We start from the raw sequence: 15394 nt of genomic DNA, 5'->3' as shown, positions 1-15394 counted from the left end.
AACGCATTTTCAAGGATTTCGCCATGAAGCGCCTGATCTCTTCCCTTGCTGCGCTCGTCGCGGTTGCCTGCCTGGTATCGGCCTGTGGTCAGAAAGGCCCGCTGTACCTGCCCGACGACGATCAGGACCCGGCCGAACAAGCCCAGTCTTCGCAAAAGCAGCCATCCAAGGCTCACAAGCACGACGTATACCAATAAGGGATCGCCATGGACGCTTTTAACTACCGTGGCGGGGAGCTGTTCGCGGAAGGTGTGGCGCTGTCCGCCATCGCCGACCGCTTCGGCACGCCCACTTACGTTTACTCGCGCGCACACATCCAAGCGCAATATCTGGCCTACGCCGATGCGCTGGCCGGCATGCCGCATCTGGTCTGCTTCGCGGTCAAAGCCAACTCCAATCTCGGTGTCCTGAATGTCCTGGCCCGTCTCGGCGCCGGTTTCGACATCGTTTCCCGCGGCGAGCTGGAACGCGTACTCGCCGCTGGCGGCAGCGCCGACAAGATCGTCTTCTCCGGCGTCGGCAAGACCCGTGACGACATGCGTCGTGCCCTCGAAGTCGGGGTGCACTGCTTCAACGTCGAATCCACCGACGAGCTCGAGCGTCTTCAGCTGGTCGCAGCCGAGCTGGGTGTTCGCGCCCCGGTTTCGTTGCGGGTGAACCCGGACGTCGATGCCGGCACCCACCCGTACATTTCCACCGGTCTCAAAGAGAACAAGTTCGGCATCGCCATTGCCGACGCCGAAGACGTGTACGTGCGCGCCGCGCATCTGCCGAACCTGGAAGTGGTCGGTGTCGACTGCCACATCGGTTCGCAACTGACCACCCTGCCGCCGTTCATCGACGCCCTGGATCGCCTGCTGGATCTGGTCGATCGTTTGGGCGATTGCGGCATTCATCTGCGCCACATCGATCTCGGTGGCGGCCTGGGTGTGCGTTATCGCGATGAAGAGCCGCCGCTGGCTGCCGACTACATCAAGGCCGTGCGCGAGCGTCTGAACGGGCGTGATCTGGCGCTGGTGTTCGAGCCGGGCCGCTTCATCGTCGCCAATGGCGGCGTGCTGCTGACCCAGGTCGAGTACCTCAAGCATACCGAGCACAAGGATTTCGCCATCGTCGACGCGGCGATGAACGACCTGATCCGTCCGGCGTTGTATCAGGCGTGGATGGACGTCACGGCGGTGAAACCGCGCGACAGCGCTACACGCAAGTACGACATCGTCGGCCCGATCTGCGAAACCGGCGACTTCCTCGCCAAGGACCGTGAACTGGCGCTGGAAGAAGGCGACTTGCTGGCGGTGCATTCGGCCGGTGCCTACGGTTTCGTCATGAGCTCCAACTACAACACCCGCGGCCGTGCCGCTGAAGTGCTGGTGGATGGTGATCAGGTTTTTGAAGTGCGTCGCCGCGAAACCGTGGCCGAGCTGTTTGCCGGCGAAAGCCTGCTGCCGGAGTAACCCATGCTGCTGCGTTTTACCAAAATGCACGGCCTGGGCAACGACTTCATGGTCCTCGACCTGGTCAGCCAGCACGCGCACATTCAGCCCAAACACGCCAAGCAATGGGGCGACCGCCACACCGGTATCGGTTTCGACCAGTTGCTGATCGTCGAAGCGCCGAGCAACCCGGACGTGGACTTTCGCTACCGGATCTTCAACTCCGACGGTTCGGAAGTGGAGCAATGCGGCAACGGTGCGCGCTGCTTCGCCCGCTTCGTGCTCGACAAGCGTCTGACCGCCAAGCGGCAGATCCGCGTCGAAACCAAGGGCGGGATCATCGAACTGGACGTACGTAACGACGGCCAGATCGGCGTGAACATGGGCGCGCCGCGCCTGGTGCCGGCGGACATTCCGTTCCAGGCGCCAGCCCAGGCCAGCAGCTATCAGCTGGACGTCGATGGCACCACGGTCGAATTGGCCGCTGTGTCGATGGGCAATCCCCATGCGGTCATTCGCGTGGATGACATCAACAGCGCACCGGTGCATGAACTGGGGCCGAAGGTCGAACACCATCCGCGCTTCCCGGCGCGGGTCAATGTCGGTTTCCTTCAGGTCATCGACCGCCACCGCGCGCAACTGCGCGTGTGGGAGCGCGGCGCCGGGGAAACCCAGGCCTGTGGTACCGGCGCCTGTGCGGCGGCGGTGGCGGCTATCAGTCAGGGGTGGATGGATTCGCCGCTGTTGATCGACCTGCCCGGCGGGCGTCTGTCCATCGAGTGGGCCGGCCCGGGCGAACCGGTATTGATGACCGGTCCGGCAGTGCGTGTCTACGAAGGACAAGTGCGTCTTTAAGCGAGCAGAAATCATGACCGACAAGCCCCAGGTACCCGCCCGACCAGCCGACGAATCAGCGTCCGAGAGCCTTGAGGCAGCCGCGGTTGCCGCCTACCTTGAGGCTCACCCGGACTTCTTCGTCGAGCACGAAGAGCTGCTGCCGTCACTGCGCATTCCGCACCGACGTGGCGACACCGTGTCGCTGGTCGAGCGGCAGATGACAATCCTGCGCGACCGCAACATCGAAATGCGCCATCGCCTTTCACATCTGATGGACGTGGCTCGTGACAACGATCGCCTGTTCGAAAAGACCCGGCGCCTGATCCTCGCGCTGATGGATGCGTCGACTCTGGAAGACGTAGTGATCAGTGTAGAAGACAGCCTGCGTCAGGACTTCCAGGTACCTTTTGTCAGCCTGATCCTGCTCGGCGACAACCCGGCCCCGGTCGGCCGCTGGGTAACCCACGCCGATGCGCAAACCGCGATCGGCGGCCTGCTCACCGAAGGCAAAAGCGTCAGCGGCAGCCTGCGTGAACATGAGCTGGATTTCCTCTTCGGCGAAGAACAGCGCCAGCAGATCGGCTCGACCGCCGTGGTTGCCGTCAGCCATCAGGGCATCCACGGCATCCTGGCCATCGCCAGCCGTGATCCGCAGCACTACAAGAGTTCGGTCGGCACCCTGTTCCTCAGCTACATCGCCGAGGTCATGGGCCGCGTGCTGCCACGGGTCAACAGCTCGCTGCGCTCGGTACGCTGACCATGGAACGACAACTGGACGCTTACTGCGAACATCTGCGCAGTGAGCGACAGGTGTCGCCGCACACCCTGTCGGCTTATCGCCGCGACCTCGATAAAGTCCTCGGCTGGTGCATCAAGCAGAACATCGGCAGCTGGGCTGCGCTGGACATCCAGCGCCTGCGCAGCCTGATCGCCCGCTTGCATGCGCAAGGCCAGTCCTCGCGCAGCCTCGCCCGCCTGCTCTCGGCAGTGCGTGGGCTCTATCACTATCTGAATCGCGAAGGCTTGTGCGACCACGACCCGGCCACCGGCCTGGCCCCGCCGAAAGGCGAACGGCGCCTGCCGAAAACCCTCGACACCGATCGCGCCCTGCAACTGCTGGAAGGTGCGGTCGAGGACGATTTTCTTGCCCGGCGCGATCAGGCGATTCTGGAGCTGTTCTATTCATCGGGCCTGCGCCTGTCCGAGCTGACCGGACTCAATCTCGATCAGCTCGACCTCGCCGACGGCATGGTTCAGGTGCTGGGCAAGGGCAGCAAGACCCGTCTGCTGCCTGTAGGTAAGAAGGCCCGTGAAGCCCTCGAACAATGGCTGCCGCTACGCGCCATGACCAATCCTGCCGACGATGCGGTTTTTGTCAGCCAGCAAGGGCGACGCCTTGGCCCGCGTGCAATTCAGGTGCGGGTCAAACTCGCTGGCGAGCGCGAACTGGGGCAGAACCTGCATCCGCACATGCTCAGGCACTCGTTCGCCAGCCATTTGCTGGAGTCTTCCCAGGACCTGCGGGCGGTGCAGGAATTGCTCGGTCACTCCGATATCAAGACCACGCAGATCTACACCCATTTGGACTTCCAGCACCTGGCGGCGGTCTACGACAGCGCCCATCCCCGGGCCAAACGCATGAAAGGCGATGATTCATGAGCATTCAGTTGATCACCTTCGACCTCGACGACACCCTGTGGGACACCGCTCCGGTGATTGCCAGCGCCGAAACCGTGTTGCGCGAATGGCTGAGCGAACATGCGTCGAATCTGGGCGCGGTACCGGTGGAGCATTTGTGGTCGATTCGCGAGCGAGTACTGGCGGGCGAGCCGGGGCTCAAGCACCGCATCAGTGCGTTGCGCAGGCGCGTGTTGTTTCATGCTCTGGAAGAAGCCGGGTATGGCCACGGCGAAGCATCGGATCTGGCCGACAAGGCTTTCGAAGTGTTTTTGCATGCGCGGCATCAGATCGAAGTGTTCCCGGAAGTCGAGCCGCTGCTGGAGCTGCTCGCCAATCAATATGCCCTCGGCGTCGTCACCAATGGCAACGCCGATGTACGCCGGTTGGGGCTGGCGGACTACTTCAAGTTCGCCTTGTGCGCCGAAGACATCGGCATCGCCAAACCGGATGCACGGCTGTTTCATGAAGCCCTGCAACGCGGGGGCGTGAGTGCCGAAGCAGCGGTGCATGTCGGCGATCATCCCGGCGATGACATTGCCGGGGCGCAGCAGGCGGGCTTGCGCGCGGTGTGGTTCAACCCGACGGGCAAGGTCTGGGAAGCGGAGCGCTTGCCGGATGCAGAGATCCGCAGCCTCACGGAATTGCCAGCGGTAATCGCCCGCTGGAATGCTCCCTCGAAATGACACAGATCCCCTGTAGGAGTGAGCCTGCTCGCGATAGCGGAGTGTCATTCAATTAGATGTATCTGATACACCGCTATCGCGAGCAGGCTCACTCCTACAGGGGATTCTGGTGGCTGCTCCATTCATGTCAGGCATGAAAAAGCCCGCAGCGACGGCGGGCTTTTTCAGCAAGCGAGCGACGCGCCTCAGATAGGGCGGCTGCCGTACTTGTTGTCCGGCTTCTTGGGCGGATCGGCGACCACGTTGGCCTCCACTTCCTGAACCTTGCCGCCGCGTGCAAGGAATTCTTCCATGGCCTTGGCCAGGGCGTCACGCTCCTTGTTCTTGGCTTCGATGCTCGGCAACTCGTCGACCGATACCGCAGCCTTGGCTTTGCCTTTGGCAGCCGGGGCCGGCGTGTCGTCACCGCCATCGTCCTCGGCAACGTCTTCCGCTGCCGCTTCCAGGCCTTCCTCGGCCTCGTCTTCGTCGCCTACTTCGAGGTCGTCGTTTTCCAGATCATCGTCGCTCATGTTCTACCTCATGACTTGCCAAAAGCAGATTAGTTATAGACCAGCTTTGGCGACTGTCGAAGCCGCCGTTGAAAAATCTTCCACCGCTGCCGTGCAGCGGCTCATGCCTGCTCACCGTGCAAGGTGGCGAGTACTTTACGGGCACCGCCATGATCACGGTGCTCGCCCAGATAAATGCCCTGCCAGGTACCCAGTGCAAGCCGCCCTGCCGCAACCGGCAGACTGACCTGGCAACCCAGCACGCTGGCCTTGAAGTGCGCCGGGAGATCATCCGGGCCTTCGTCGTTGTGCTCGAAGCCGTCTGTTCCTTGTGGGATCAGGCGATTGAAAAATCGTTCGAAGTCGCGGCGGACTGCCGGATCGGCGTTCTCGTTGATGGTCAACGACGCCGACGTGTGCTGCAGCCACAAATGCAACAGACCGACCCGACAGGTCTTGAGTTCAGGCAAGCCTGCGAGCAACTCGTCGGTTACCAGATGAAAGCCCCGGGGCCTTGCCCGCAGGGTTATCAGAGTCTGTTGCCACATACAGTTCTCCGCTCGTTCGGGGCGCATTCTAGCGTGCTCTGAAAAAAAACAAAGGCCCTAATATTCCTGCAGCGATGTAAGCGATTGCCCGCAGAAAAAGCCTCGTCGTAAAGACGACCAAAGCCGTAAGAAAAATCCTTTCAGCCGCTCCTTGAATGACAAATCCCGGACAAAAAAATGCCCGGCGAACCGGGCAATTTTTTCAGTGCGCGTACTTACAGGTTGTAGCCGCGTTCGTTGTGTTGTGCCAGATCGAGGCCGACCGACTCTTCTTCCTCGGTGACACGCAGACCCATGACGGCATCCAGCACCTTGAGGATGATGAAGGTGACGATCGCGGTGTAGATCACGGTGAAGCCGACGCCCTTGATCTGAATCCAGACCTGCGCGCCAATGTCAGTCACGGTGCCGAAGCCGCCCAGTGCCGGTGCTGCGAAAACGCCGGTGAGGATCGCGCCGAGGATACCGCCGATACCATGCACGCCGAAGGCATCCAGGGAATCGTCATAGCCGAGTTTGCGCTTCAGGGTGGTAGCACAGAAGAAGCACACCACGCCTGCGGCCAGACCGATCACCAGTGCCCCCATCGGGCCCACGGTGCCAGCCGCCGGTGTAATCGCAACCAGACCGGCGACCACACCCGAGGCGATGCCCAGTGCGCTTGGCTTGCCGTGGGTGACCCACTCGGCAAACATCCAGCCCAGTGCCGCAGCAGCGGTGGCAATCTGGGTAACCAGCATCGCCATGCCGGCGGTGCCGTTGGCAGCTGCAGCGGAACCGGCGTTGAAGCCGAACCAGCCGACCCACAGCATCGCCGCGCCCATCAGCGTGTAACCGAGATTGTGCGGGGCCATCGGTGTGGTCGGGAAACCTTTGCGCTTGCCCAGTACCAGGCACGCTACCAGACCGGCGATACCGGCGTTGATGTGCACCACGGTGCCGCCAGCGAAGTCGAGTACGCCCCAGTCCCACATCAGGCCGCCGTTACCGGACCAGACCATGTGCGCGATCGGTGCATAAACCAGAGTGAACCAGATGCCCATGAAGATCAGCATCGCGGAGAACTTCATGCGCTCGGCGAACGCACCGACGATCAGCGCCGGGGTGATGATCGCGAAGGTCATCTGGAAGGTGATGAACACCGCCTCAGGGAACAGCGCCGCCGGGCCGGTGATGCTCGAAGGCGTGACACCGGCGAGGAACGCCTTGCCCATGCCGCCGAAGAACGAATTGAAGTTGACGACGCCCTGCTCCATGCCGGTGGTGTCGAAGGCAATGCTGTAGCCATAAATGACCCACAGGATGCTGATCAGACCGGTAATGGCGAAGCACTGCATCAGCACGGAAAGAATGTTTTTCGAGCGAACCATGCCGCCGTAGAACAGCGCCAGGCCGGGAATGGTCATGAACAGCACGAGGGCTGTGGAGGTGAGCATCCAGGCGGTGTCGCCGGAATTGAGGACTGGCGCTGCCACTTCGTCTGCCGCCATGGCGATGCCGGGCATTACGATGGACAACAGGGCGCCTAGCCCTGCGAATTTACGCAGAGTCATATTGTTTTCTCCTGGGGCGTTGGGTTTGTGGCGGCGCTTAGATCGCGTCGGTATCGGTTTCGCCGGTACGGATGCGGATCGCCTGTTCCAGATTGACCACGAAGATCTTGCCGTCACCGATCTTGCCGGTGTTGGCCGCCTTGGTTATCGCCTCGATAACCCGATCCAGATCCTTGTCGTCGATGGCCACGTCGATTTTCACCTTGGGCAGAAAATCGACCACATATTCCGCGCCGCGATACAGCTCGGTGTGACCCTTCTGCCGGCCGAAGCCTTTGACTTCAGTGACGGTAATGCCCTGCACGCCGATTTCGGACAGCGACTCGCGCACGTCGTCCAACTTGAACGGCTTGATGATGGCAGTGACTAGCTTCATGAAACTCTCTCCCGAATTGGTGGACTTGCCCCAGGAAAACAAACCCGTCTCAAGTCTAAGCGCAGTGCCTGGCTTTGTAACGCATCGTTGACGCCAGCTAACCGCATCAGACGAAACTCCCCGCTTCGTCTGCCGCACTGCATTCGTCACAGCGACTGCATCAGTGCATGGGTCGAGGGTGACTAAGCAGAAACCTTGCCAGCTCGGCAAAAGCCCAACATTTCAACCGTTTGGCCTCGGCTGCGCGCACTCGCGCAGAAAAGCGTTTACCGATACGCACAACAACGGTGCGCCACCGTCCATCCCCCTGCGCGAAAAGCGTGCATCCGAGCAACGGGATTGACTATAGACACTGCGTGATACACTGCCGGCCATTGTTTCCAGGACATTCCCCATGCTCGCGCCCAAAGACTTCCTCGACGCCCTGAGCGGCACCGCCTCCCGCCTGTTCAGCGGCGACACGCCACTGCCGAAAGCCGAAATCGAAAGCCAGTTCAAAATGCTGCTGCAAAGTGCCTTCAGCAAACTCGACCTGGTCAGCCGTGAAGAGTTTGATAGCCAGATGGTTGTGTTGGCGCGTACCCGTGCCCGCCTCGAAAGCCTCGAAGCCAAGGTTGCCGAGATGGAAGCCAAGCTGACACCGCCCGCTGAATAATCCGCGCCCCCTGTAGGAGCTGCCGAAGGCTGCGATCTTTTGATCTCCAGCCCTTCAACCATCCCGGCAACGTCCTACAACCTGAATGACCGCCGTCCGATTGCGTCGAAAAGCCCAAGTTTCAACTAGATCGAAAACGCCCAGCCGTGGATACGGTCACACGATGCGCCGCAGATGATGGTGGAACGGGGAACAGACCAAGCGCCCAATGACGGGGCCTTGGTGGAAAAGGGCTTCGCGGATGCTGCAATCGCTATAAGCCCGCATGCCTGAGCTGGGCCCTGCGCAAATCGTAAGTCGACTGAAGATTCATCCAGAACTCAGGCGTAGTGTTGAGATGAATGGCAAGGCTGATTGCCAGATCGGCGCAGATCCTGAGTTGGCATTTCACAAGCTTTTCGATCTCACTTTCGGGCCATTTCGTGGGCATGGCCAGCTCCATGACGGTCATGCCCAACGGGTCCATGAATTCCTTATTCAGAACCTCGCCCGATGAGTCGGGCGCATACCACTGCGGTCCATTGTTCGCCTCCAGAGGCTGCGTTGAGTGGCCAAACTGGAGCATCCGACCCCCGGATACAAGACCTTCACACCCCCTTCGCCGGCGTCCTACAACTAAAAGGGCACGGCCCTACAAAAATCAGCGTCTGCGCCTGATTACGCGACCGTTCCTCCTTGTACTACGGTGACCAGCGAAGCATCTGTCACCCCAAAAATCGAGGTCTCAATGAAAGACAAAAAGAGAAGGGCAAAGCTAGAACAGATTGTTGGATATCACGCTGAAGCACTTCGGTTAGCCGGAGGTATTTCAGCCAATCAGCGTCGTTTTATTGAGGTAGCGGTCAAGTACGGTAAAGAACTTGAACCGGATGGTTGGCTGGCCGGGGGAGGAAGCCAGGTAAAAAACCCCAAAGAAAAAAACTAATGTGGCGCCTCCACTGAACTCGGCAGGGCACCTTGGCAACATCCAGTGAAGGTTTATCCCCGCGTCCGTGCCACCTGCATTCGTTCTCCCAACTACCCTTAAAAAACCCGCAGGAAGCGGACCCCGATTCAGCTCAAGGAACGACCATGTCCCTCTCCATCGTCCACAGTCGCGCCCAGATTGGCGTGGATGCTCCCGCCGTCACCGTCGAAGTTCATCTGGCAAACGGTCTGCCCTCCCTGACCATGGTCGGACTGCCCGAGGCGGCGGTGAAGGAGAGCAAGGATCGGGTACGCAGCGCGATCATCAACTCCGGGCTGCAGTTTCCGGCGCGGCGGATCACTTTGAATCTGGCGCCGGCGGATCTGCCCAAGGATGGCGGGCGCTTCGATCTGGCGATTGCCTTGGGGATCCTGTCGGCCAGTGTGCAAGTGCCGTGTCTGACGCTGGACGATGTCGAATGTCTGGGTGAGTTGGCATTGTCCGGTGCGGTGCGGCCGGTGCGTGGCGTGCTGCCAGCGGCATTGGCGGCGCGCAAGGCCGGGCGGGCGCTGGTGGTGCCTCGAGCGAATGCCGAGGAGGCGTGTCTGGCGTCGGGGCTGAAGGTGTTTGCGGTGGATCATTTGCTGGAAGCGGTGGCCCATTTCAACGGGCACACGCCGGTGGAGCCTTACGTTTCCGACGGCTTAATGCATGCCGCCAAACCCTATCCCGATCTCAATGAGGTGCAGGGGCAGACAGCCGCCAAACGCGCACTGCTTATTGCCGCCGCGGGGGCGCACAATTTGTTGTTCAGCGGGCCTCCAGGAACCGGCAAGACGCTGCTGGCCAGTCGTCTGCCGGGGTTGCTGCCGCCGCTTTCCGAGTGCGAAGCGCTGGAAGTGGCAGCGATTCAATCGGTCGCCAGCGGTGTGCCTCTGACTCACTGGCCGCAGCGCCCCTTTCGCCAACCGCACCACTCCGCTTCCGGGCCGGCACTGGTCGGTGGCAGTTCAAAACCGCAACCCGGTGAAATCACCCTGGCCCATCACGGCGTGCTGTTTCTCGATGAATTGCCGGAGTTTGATCGCAAGGTTCTCGAGGTGCTCCGCGAGCCCTTGGAGTCCGGGCATATCGTCATCGCTCGGGCCAAGGATCGCGTGCGTTTCCCGGCGCGCTTTCAGCTGGTGGCAGCGATGAATCCGTGTCCCTGTGGATATCTTGGCGAACCGAGCGGCAAATGCTCGTGCACACCGGACATGGTGCAGCGCTATCGCAACAAATTGTCGGGGCCGCTGCTGGATCGTATCGATCTGCACCTGACCGTGGCGCGTGAAGCAACAGCATTGAATCCGGCAGCCAAGCCCGGGGAGGACAGCGCCAGCGCTGCGGCGTTGGTGGCCGAAGCGCGGGAGCGCCAGCAAAAACGCCAAGGCTGCGCCAATGCGTTTCTCGATCTGCCGGGGTTGAAGCGTCACTGCAAGTTATCCACAGCCGATGAGAGATGGCTGGAAGGGGCCTGCGAGCGACTGATCCTGTCGCTGCGCTCGGCGCATCGCCTGCTCAAGGTCGCGCGCACACTGGCGGATCTTGAGCAGGCCGATGCGATTACCCGCGAGCATCTGGCGGAGGCACTGCAATACCGGCCGGCGACACCTTAATGCTCAGTCAGATCAACCAGCGGTGTCTGGCGCACTTCGGTGTCGCGCCCGGCCTGAATATCGGTCACACGCTTCAGGGCGTTATCCACTGCAGCTTTATCGGCCAGCAGGCTGTAGCTGATCTGGAACTGTTTGTGTTCTTTCGGCGCAATGGTCGGCACCAGATTCAACGGCCGCTGATAGCGACGGTTATAGGAAAAACTCGTCCCAGGCTCCAGCCCGGTGACGTAGCCCTGCCCTTGGGTGTCGGTGTTTTTCCACAGCGAAAACACTGGCAACTGCTGTGTATTGAAGCCAACCGCAACGCCGAGGCTACCGGCCTTGTTGTGCAGCACGGTCAGGGTATCGCCCTTCGCGTCCGCATATGGCACAACGTTGTAGACCGTTTCGTCGTAGTCCCTGGTCGGTGCGCGGTACGTCTGCCAGTCGGGCAGATCACCCTTGGCCTTGTCGTTGAACGGCGATACCTGCTTCACCGGCGCAGCAAACTTCGCGCCCTGCTCAAGAAACGGCGTACTGAAATTGCTGTGATACAGCGCCTGATATTCCTTCGCATAGTCGCCGTTATTGGTCAGGGTATCGTTGAGGACGAAGCTTGCGCTGCCAGGTTCAGTGACCAGTTCGGTCGCTACCGAGAAATCGACTTTCTTGAATGCCTGCTCTTTCAGCTCGCCACGCAGCGTGATGGCATACGGCGGTTTTTCATCGATGTGCAGAGTGACGGTGCTGGCCGGGATATTGGCGGCGCGACCATGCAGGGTCAGCAGTTCGCCGTTGTCCATACCGGGATGGCCTACCCACTCGTAACCGCAACGGGTGACCAGTTCATTGAAGCCTTCCAGCCAGCCCAGGCCACCGCGGCCGTTGAGCTCGATGAACGCCGGGTTGACCACGTCCTTGACCGGCGAATCCCAGCCCATGCGCACGTCGCCCACCGAAGCTTGCAACACGTTCATGCCACGGGTCGGCACCACCGAAAGCTTCATCGTGCCGTTATCGATATCGACGATGCTGACGCCTTCCTGACGACCGCCGTGCAGGATGCGCAGGGTCACGGAAAACGGCTTGGTGGTTTTTACACCGAGCTGTTCACTGGTGATCGTCCAGTTTTTTGCCGGGGTGTTGGCGTCGAGCAGGACATAGTCCCAGGCCATGGCGTGGGAAGCGGCAGAGAACGCGCCGAGAGCGACGAGGAGTTTGAGCGGAGTCATGGCAGCAGCCTTTATTGGAGTTGTGCCATTTTTATAGCGCTGCGGAAACGTTTCAGCAAGTGCAAAGAAGCTGTTGGAGAAAAGCATTCGCGAGCAGGCTCGCTCCCACAGGGACATCGGGCTTTCACAACATTTGTGAGTCACACCGAAAACTGTGGGAGCGAGCCTGCTCGCGATGGCAATTTCAAAGACACATCAACGGAAGCGATCAACCTCGGATCGCAGATCCGCCGCCAGTTTCTCCAGCTCTTTAGCGGTGATGGCCAGGTTGGAAACCACCTCACGCTGCTCACTGTTGGCCATGGCAATGCTCTGCAGATTGCTGCTCAGCAACGTCGCGGTGCTGCTTTGCTCCTGAGTGGCGGTGGTGATCGCTGCAAACTGCTGGCCTGCCGAACGGCTCTGCTCGTCGATCCGTGCCAGTGCCGAGGCGACATTGGCGTTACGCGACAGGCCTTCCTGCATCAGCACATTGCCCTGCTCCATAGTGCTGATCGCGTTGCCGGTCTCCTGCTGGATGCTGTGAATCATGCTGGAGATTTCGTCGGTGGCCTGACGGGTACGCGAGGCGAGGCTGCGCACTTCGTCCGCCACCACGGCAAAACCGCGGCCCTGTTCACCGGCACGGGCGGCTTCGATCGCAGCGTTGAGCGCCAACAGGTTGGTCTGCTCGGCGATCGAAGTGATCACGCCAACAATGCCGCCGATTTCCTGGGAGCGCTGGCCGAGGGTGTTGATCACCGTGGCGGTGCTGTTCAGCGCACCGGCAATCTGCTCCAGCGACGACGACGCTTCTTCCATCGAGCTGCGACCAATCTGTGTTTGCTGGGCGTTTTCCTGTGCCAGGCGCTGAGTCGCGCCCATGTTGTCAGCGATGTTCAGCGAGGTCGCGCTGAACTCTTCCACCGCGCCGGCCATGCTGGTGATTTCGCCCGACTGCTGCTCCATGCCTTCATAAGCACCACCGGACAAACCGGACAATGCCTGCGCGCGACTGTTGACCTCTTCCGAGGCGCGGCGGATGTGCTCGACCATGGTCGACAGCGCCTGGCTCATCTGGTTGAACGCGCGGGACAGCTGACCGATTTCGTCGTGGCTCGATACGTTCAGACGCACGCTCAGATCACCGGCACCCAAGGCCTCGGCCTGACGCACCAGATCGCCCAGTGGCGCAAGCTTGCTGCGCAACAGCCAGACCACGGAACCGACCGCGAGCAACATCGCCAGCAGGCTGCCGATCGCCAGTTGCGTACCGACGCTCCAGGTCACCGCGCGGATCTCGGCTTTCGGCATGCTCGCGACCACCGACCACGGGCCACCTTCAAACGGCACGGCGATGCTGTAGAAGTCTTCTCCCTTGTCGCTCCAGAACTCGCCCTTGCCCGGGGTTTTCACCAGGTTATTGATGGTCGGCACGGCTTGATCCAGCGCTTCTACGCCGGCAATCGGCACCAGCCATTTGTTCTGCTCGTCGAGCAGGGCCAGCGAGCCGGTCTGGCCGATGCGGAAGCGCTTGAGATTGGCGAACTGCGCGTTCTGCGCGTCGGTGTAGTCGAAGCCGACGTACAGCACGGCGATGATCTTGCCGCCCGCGTCGCGCACCGGGGTGTACTGCGACATGTAGTAGCGCTCGAACAACAGCGAGCGGCCGACATAACTCTGCCCCGCCATCAACTTTGCGTAGGCCGGGTTGGCATGATCGAGCACGGTGCCGATGGCACGGGTGCCGTCCTGCTTGCTGACGTTGGTGCTGACGCGAATGAAGTCTTCGCCGCTGCGCACGAATACCGTGGCCACGCCGGCGGTCATCTGCTTGAACTCGTCAACTTCCTTGAAGTTGTTGTTCAGCACCTCGTTGCCCAGGTGTAGGCCCGGGGTCTGCACGCCGGCCACGGTCACTGGCTGATCGGGGTGCACACTCAGGCCACTGCCGAAGCGTTTTTCGAACAGACCGCTCAAGCGCAGGGTGCTTTCGCGCAGCGTACCGTGGAAGGTACTCAGTTGATCGGCCAGCAGCCGGGCCTCACTGGCCAGATGCTCTTCACGGGTGGCGAGGTTGGCGGAATCCAGCGAACGCAAGGCGAACACCGTACTGCCGCTGATGACTATCGCCAGTATTACAGCGAGGGCAAGGCCCAACTGCGAGGCGATCCGAGCACGAGGTTGAGACATGAACAGCTCCTGGCCGAGCCACCGAATCCTCCTTGATCGCGGTAATTGCCCGGAAAATATTCTAATAATGGGGGTAGCGCGAAACCGGCACGACGGTTCCACATGCTCGTAGTCGGCGGTAAAACCGAATACTTGAGCGCATTGCGTGGGTATGGCGCAGTGGTGGCATTGTGCCGGCTCGAACGTTTCAGCTCAAGCGTGTCACTGCCGGGAGCTGCATGGCGCGGACTTCGCTCTGAAGAAAGTCACTGAGGCGGCGCAAACGTTCACCTCCCGGACGGGTTCTTGGCCACACCAGGTAATAATCAAGACCACTGGCGACCGCTGTCGGCCACGGCAGACTCAAGCGCCCTTGCGCGACGTCTTCGGCAACCATCAGCAAATCACCCATGGACACACCGTAGCCGCGCGCCGCCGCGATCATGCCCAGTTCGAGGGTGTCGAACACCTGACCGCCCTTGAGCGAGACCTGATCGGATAACCCCATGCGCTCCAGCCAACTGCGCCAGTCTCGGCGATCCGGAGTCGGATGCAACAGTTCGGCGCTGCCCAGGCGCGCCACGTCCCAGGGCTGGTCATTGAGAAGGTTCGGCGCGCCAACCGGGATCAATTCCTCGGGAAACAGCAGGCTCGCTTCCCAGTCCGGCGGGAAATGCCCGTCGCTGAGCAACACGGCGCAATCGAACGGCTCATTGTTGAAATCCACCGAATCGATGTCCATCCACGCGCTCGTCAGTTGCACCTCATTGCCCGGCTGCAAGTGGCGGAAGCGGCTCAGCCGCGCCAGCAACCAACGCATGGTCAGGGTTGAGGGTGCCTTCATGCGCAGGATGTCGTCCTCGGCGCGCAAGGTGTTGCAGGCGCGCTCGAGGGCGGCAAAGCCTTCGCGGATACCGGGCAACAGCAGCCGGGCCGATTCGGTCAGCTGCAAGTTGCGGCCGCTGCGATGAAACAGCCGGCAGGCGAAATGTTCTTCGAGGGTACGCATGTGCCGACTGACCGCGCTTTGGGTAATCGACAACTCTTCCGCCGCGCGGGTGAACGAGCTGTGTCGCGCTGCCGCTTCGAATGCACGCAGGGCATACAGGGGCGGAAGGCGTCGGGACATACACAAAGCTCCAGTAGCGGGATGCAGCCGGTTCGGCCGAGACGGTTCAGGATGAGTATTAATCATGCCACCCATCCTTTTT

At 61.0% G+C, this 15394-nt stretch carries 17 protein-coding genes; 9 read left to right on the top strand and 8 right to left on the bottom strand.

What is annotated here, in order from left to right; all coding sequences use genetic code 11:
* The first annotated feature begins 23 nt into the window (after positions 1 to 23).
* The 6 genes from lptM to QRN33_RS08105 are packed head-to-tail and all read left to right on the top strand — an operon-like array spanning position 24 to position 4633.
* Positions 24 to 197, top strand: coding sequence for an LPS translocon maturation chaperone LptM (lptM, locus tag QRN33_RS08130; RefSeq protein ID WP_007911098.1), 174 nt, complete (start codon positions 24 to 26; stop codon positions 195 to 197).
* Positions 198 to 206: 9 nt separating this feature from the next.
* Complete coding sequence (gene lysA / locus QRN33_RS08125) at positions 207 to 1454, top strand: diaminopimelate decarboxylase (RefSeq protein WP_285407941.1); 1248 nt, start codon at positions 207 to 209, stop codon at positions 1452 to 1454.
* Positions 1455 to 1457: 3 nt separating this feature from the next.
* A complete protein-coding gene (gene dapF / locus QRN33_RS08120) occupies positions 1458 to 2288 on the top strand; it encodes a diaminopimelate epimerase (protein WP_042607114.1) in 831 nt (276 codons plus the stop codon).
* A 13-nt stretch (positions 2289 to 2301) separates the two neighbouring features.
* Positions 2302 to 3027 carry a DUF484 family protein gene (locus QRN33_RS08115; protein WP_042607115.1) on the top strand — a complete coding sequence of 242 codons (726 nt, stop codon included), beginning with the start codon at positions 2302 to 2304 and terminating at the stop codon, positions 3025 to 3027.
* A 2-nt stretch (positions 3028 to 3029) separates the two neighbouring features.
* A complete protein-coding gene (gene xerC, locus QRN33_RS08110; RefSeq protein WP_039757393.1) occupies positions 3030 to 3929 on the top strand; it encodes a tyrosine recombinase XerC in 900 nt (299 codons plus the stop codon).
* Positions 3926 to 4633, top strand: coding sequence for an HAD family hydrolase (locus QRN33_RS08105; protein WP_116658953.1), 708 nt, complete (start codon positions 3926 to 3928; stop codon positions 4631 to 4633). Before xerC ends, QRN33_RS08105 begins: the two co-directional genes overlap by 4 nt.
* 185 nt (positions 4634 to 4818) lie before the next feature.
* Here QRN33_RS08105 and sutA read toward each other — a convergent pair whose 3' ends face one another.
* The 4 genes from sutA to glnK form a co-directional block, all read right to left on the bottom strand.
* Entirely contained in the window at positions 4819 to 5145 is a 327-nt protein-coding gene (sutA, locus tag QRN33_RS08100) for a dormancy-specific transcriptional regulator SutA (RefSeq protein ID WP_016772583.1), read from the bottom strand.
* A gap of 101 nt (positions 5146 to 5246) precedes the next feature.
* Complete coding sequence (locus tag QRN33_RS08095; RefSeq protein WP_042607117.1) at positions 5247 to 5672, bottom strand: secondary thiamine-phosphate synthase enzyme YjbQ; 426 nt, start codon at positions 5670 to 5672, stop codon at positions 5247 to 5249.
* Between the two features lie 215 nt (positions 5673 to 5887).
* On the bottom strand, positions 5888 to 7225 hold the full coding sequence (locus QRN33_RS08090) for an ammonium transporter (protein ID WP_041476939.1): 1338 nt from the start codon (positions 7223 to 7225) through the stop codon (positions 5888 to 5890).
* Between the two features lie 37 nt (positions 7226 to 7262).
* Entirely contained in the window at positions 7263 to 7601 is a 339-nt protein-coding gene (gene glnK / locus QRN33_RS08085) for a P-II family nitrogen regulator (RefSeq protein ID WP_002555808.1), read from the bottom strand.
* Between the two features lie 394 nt (positions 7602 to 7995).
* On the opposite strand from glnK, the gene QRN33_RS08080 reads away from it, so the two are divergent.
* Complete coding sequence (locus QRN33_RS08080; RefSeq protein WP_007920416.1) at positions 7996 to 8256, top strand: accessory factor UbiK family protein; 261 nt, start codon at positions 7996 to 7998, stop codon at positions 8254 to 8256.
* 253 nt (positions 8257 to 8509) lie between these two features.
* Here QRN33_RS08080 and QRN33_RS08075 read toward each other — a convergent pair whose 3' ends face one another.
* Positions 8510 to 8821: a HigA family addiction module antitoxin gene (locus tag QRN33_RS08075; protein ID WP_285407935.1), complete on the bottom strand. Its 312-nt coding sequence runs from the start codon at positions 8819 to 8821 to the stop codon at positions 8510 to 8512.
* Between the two features lie 162 nt (positions 8822 to 8983).
* On the opposite strand from QRN33_RS08075, the gene QRN33_RS08070 reads away from it, so the two are divergent.
* Together QRN33_RS08070 and QRN33_RS08065 are read left to right on the top strand one after the other, a co-directional pair.
* Positions 8984 to 9181, top strand: a complete 198-nt coding sequence (locus tag QRN33_RS08070; RefSeq protein WP_285407933.1) for a hypothetical protein — start codon at positions 8984 to 8986, stop codon at positions 9179 to 9181.
* A 146-nt stretch (positions 9182 to 9327) separates the two neighbouring features.
* A complete protein-coding gene (locus QRN33_RS08065; protein ID WP_042607120.1) occupies positions 9328 to 10821 on the top strand; it encodes a YifB family Mg chelatase-like AAA ATPase in 1494 nt (497 codons plus the stop codon).
* On the opposite strand, the gene QRN33_RS08060 is transcribed toward QRN33_RS08065, so the two are convergent.
* From QRN33_RS08060 to QRN33_RS08050, 3 genes are all read right to left on the bottom strand, one after another.
* Positions 10818 to 12032 carry an aldose 1-epimerase family protein gene (locus QRN33_RS08060; RefSeq protein WP_285407931.1) on the bottom strand — a complete coding sequence of 405 codons (1215 nt, stop codon included), beginning with the start codon at positions 12030 to 12032 and terminating at the stop codon, positions 10818 to 10820. The two genes, QRN33_RS08065 and QRN33_RS08060, sit on opposite strands and share 4 nt — an antisense overlap.
* Positions 12033 to 12227: 195 nt before the next feature.
* A complete protein-coding gene (locus tag QRN33_RS08055) occupies positions 12228 to 14204 on the bottom strand; it encodes a methyl-accepting chemotaxis protein (RefSeq protein ID WP_042607122.1) in 1977 nt (658 codons plus the stop codon).
* Positions 14205 to 14391: 187 nt separating this feature from the next.
* Complete coding sequence (locus QRN33_RS08050) at positions 14392 to 15312, bottom strand: LysR substrate-binding domain-containing protein (protein ID WP_042607123.1); 921 nt, start codon at positions 15310 to 15312, stop codon at positions 14392 to 14394.
* Between the last annotated feature and the right edge of the window lie 82 nt (positions 15313 to 15394).

Source organism: Pseudomonas sp. FR229a (assembly GCF_030209115.1).
GTDB lineage: Bacteria > Pseudomonadota > Gammaproteobacteria > Pseudomonadales > Pseudomonadaceae > Aquipseudomonas > Aquipseudomonas moraviensis_A.
Note: the sequence above shows the minus strand (reverse complement) of the source record. Positions and strands in the feature narration are given on the sequence as shown.

What these genes read in the sequence shown, in the direction of transcription:
- QRN33_RS08055 (WP_042607122.1), bottom strand. Translation starts at nt 14,204, where the DNA reads ATGTCTCAACCTCGTGCTCGGATCGCCTCGCAGTTGGGCCTTGCCCTC.
- QRN33_RS08075 (WP_285407935.1), bottom strand. Translation starts at nt 8,821, where the DNA reads ATGCTCCAGTTTGGCCACTCAACGCAGCCTCTGGAGGCGAACAATGGA.
- QRN33_RS08115 (WP_042607115.1), top strand. Translation starts at nt 2,302, where the DNA reads ATGACCGACAAGCCCCAGGTACCCGCCCGACCAGCCGACGAATCAGCG.
- QRN33_RS08090 (WP_041476939.1), bottom strand. Translation starts at nt 7,225, where the DNA reads ATGACTCTGCGTAAATTCGCAGGGCTAGGCGCCCTGTTGTCCATCGTA.
- dapF (WP_042607114.1), top strand. Translation starts at nt 1,458, where the DNA reads ATGCTGCTGCGTTTTACCAAAATGCACGGCCTGGGCAACGACTTCATG.
- QRN33_RS08105 (WP_116658953.1), top strand. Translation starts at nt 3,926, where the DNA reads ATGAGCATTCAGTTGATCACCTTCGACCTCGACGACACCCTGTGGGAC.
- QRN33_RS08050 (WP_042607123.1), bottom strand. Translation starts at nt 15,312, where the DNA reads ATGTCCCGACGCCTTCCGCCCCTGTATGCCCTGCGTGCATTCGAAGCG.
- sutA (WP_016772583.1), bottom strand. Translation starts at nt 5,145, where the DNA reads ATGAGCGACGATGATCTGGAAAACGACGACCTCGAAGTAGGCGACGAA.
- QRN33_RS08070 (WP_285407933.1), top strand. Translation starts at nt 8,984, where the DNA reads ATGAAAGACAAAAAGAGAAGGGCAAAGCTAGAACAGATTGTTGGATAT.
- glnK (WP_002555808.1), bottom strand. Translation starts at nt 7,601, where the DNA reads ATGAAGCTAGTCACTGCCATCATCAAGCCGTTCAAGTTGGACGACGTG.
- QRN33_RS08060 (WP_285407931.1), bottom strand. Translation starts at nt 12,032, where the DNA reads ATGACTCCGCTCAAACTCCTCGTCGCTCTCGGCGCGTTCTCTGCCGCT.
- lysA (WP_285407941.1), top strand. Translation starts at nt 207, where the DNA reads ATGGACGCTTTTAACTACCGTGGCGGGGAGCTGTTCGCGGAAGGTGTG.
- xerC (WP_039757393.1), top strand. Translation starts at nt 3,030, where the DNA reads ATGGAACGACAACTGGACGCTTACTGCGAACATCTGCGCAGTGAGCGA.
- QRN33_RS08080 (WP_007920416.1), top strand. Translation starts at nt 7,996, where the DNA reads ATGCTCGCGCCCAAAGACTTCCTCGACGCCCTGAGCGGCACCGCCTCC.
- lptM (WP_007911098.1), top strand. Translation starts at nt 24, where the DNA reads ATGAAGCGCCTGATCTCTTCCCTTGCTGCGCTCGTCGCGGTTGCCTGC.
- QRN33_RS08065 (WP_042607120.1), top strand. Translation starts at nt 9,328, where the DNA reads ATGTCCCTCTCCATCGTCCACAGTCGCGCCCAGATTGGCGTGGATGCT.
- QRN33_RS08095 (WP_042607117.1), bottom strand. Translation starts at nt 5,672, where the DNA reads ATGTGGCAACAGACTCTGATAACCCTGCGGGCAAGGCCCCGGGGCTTT.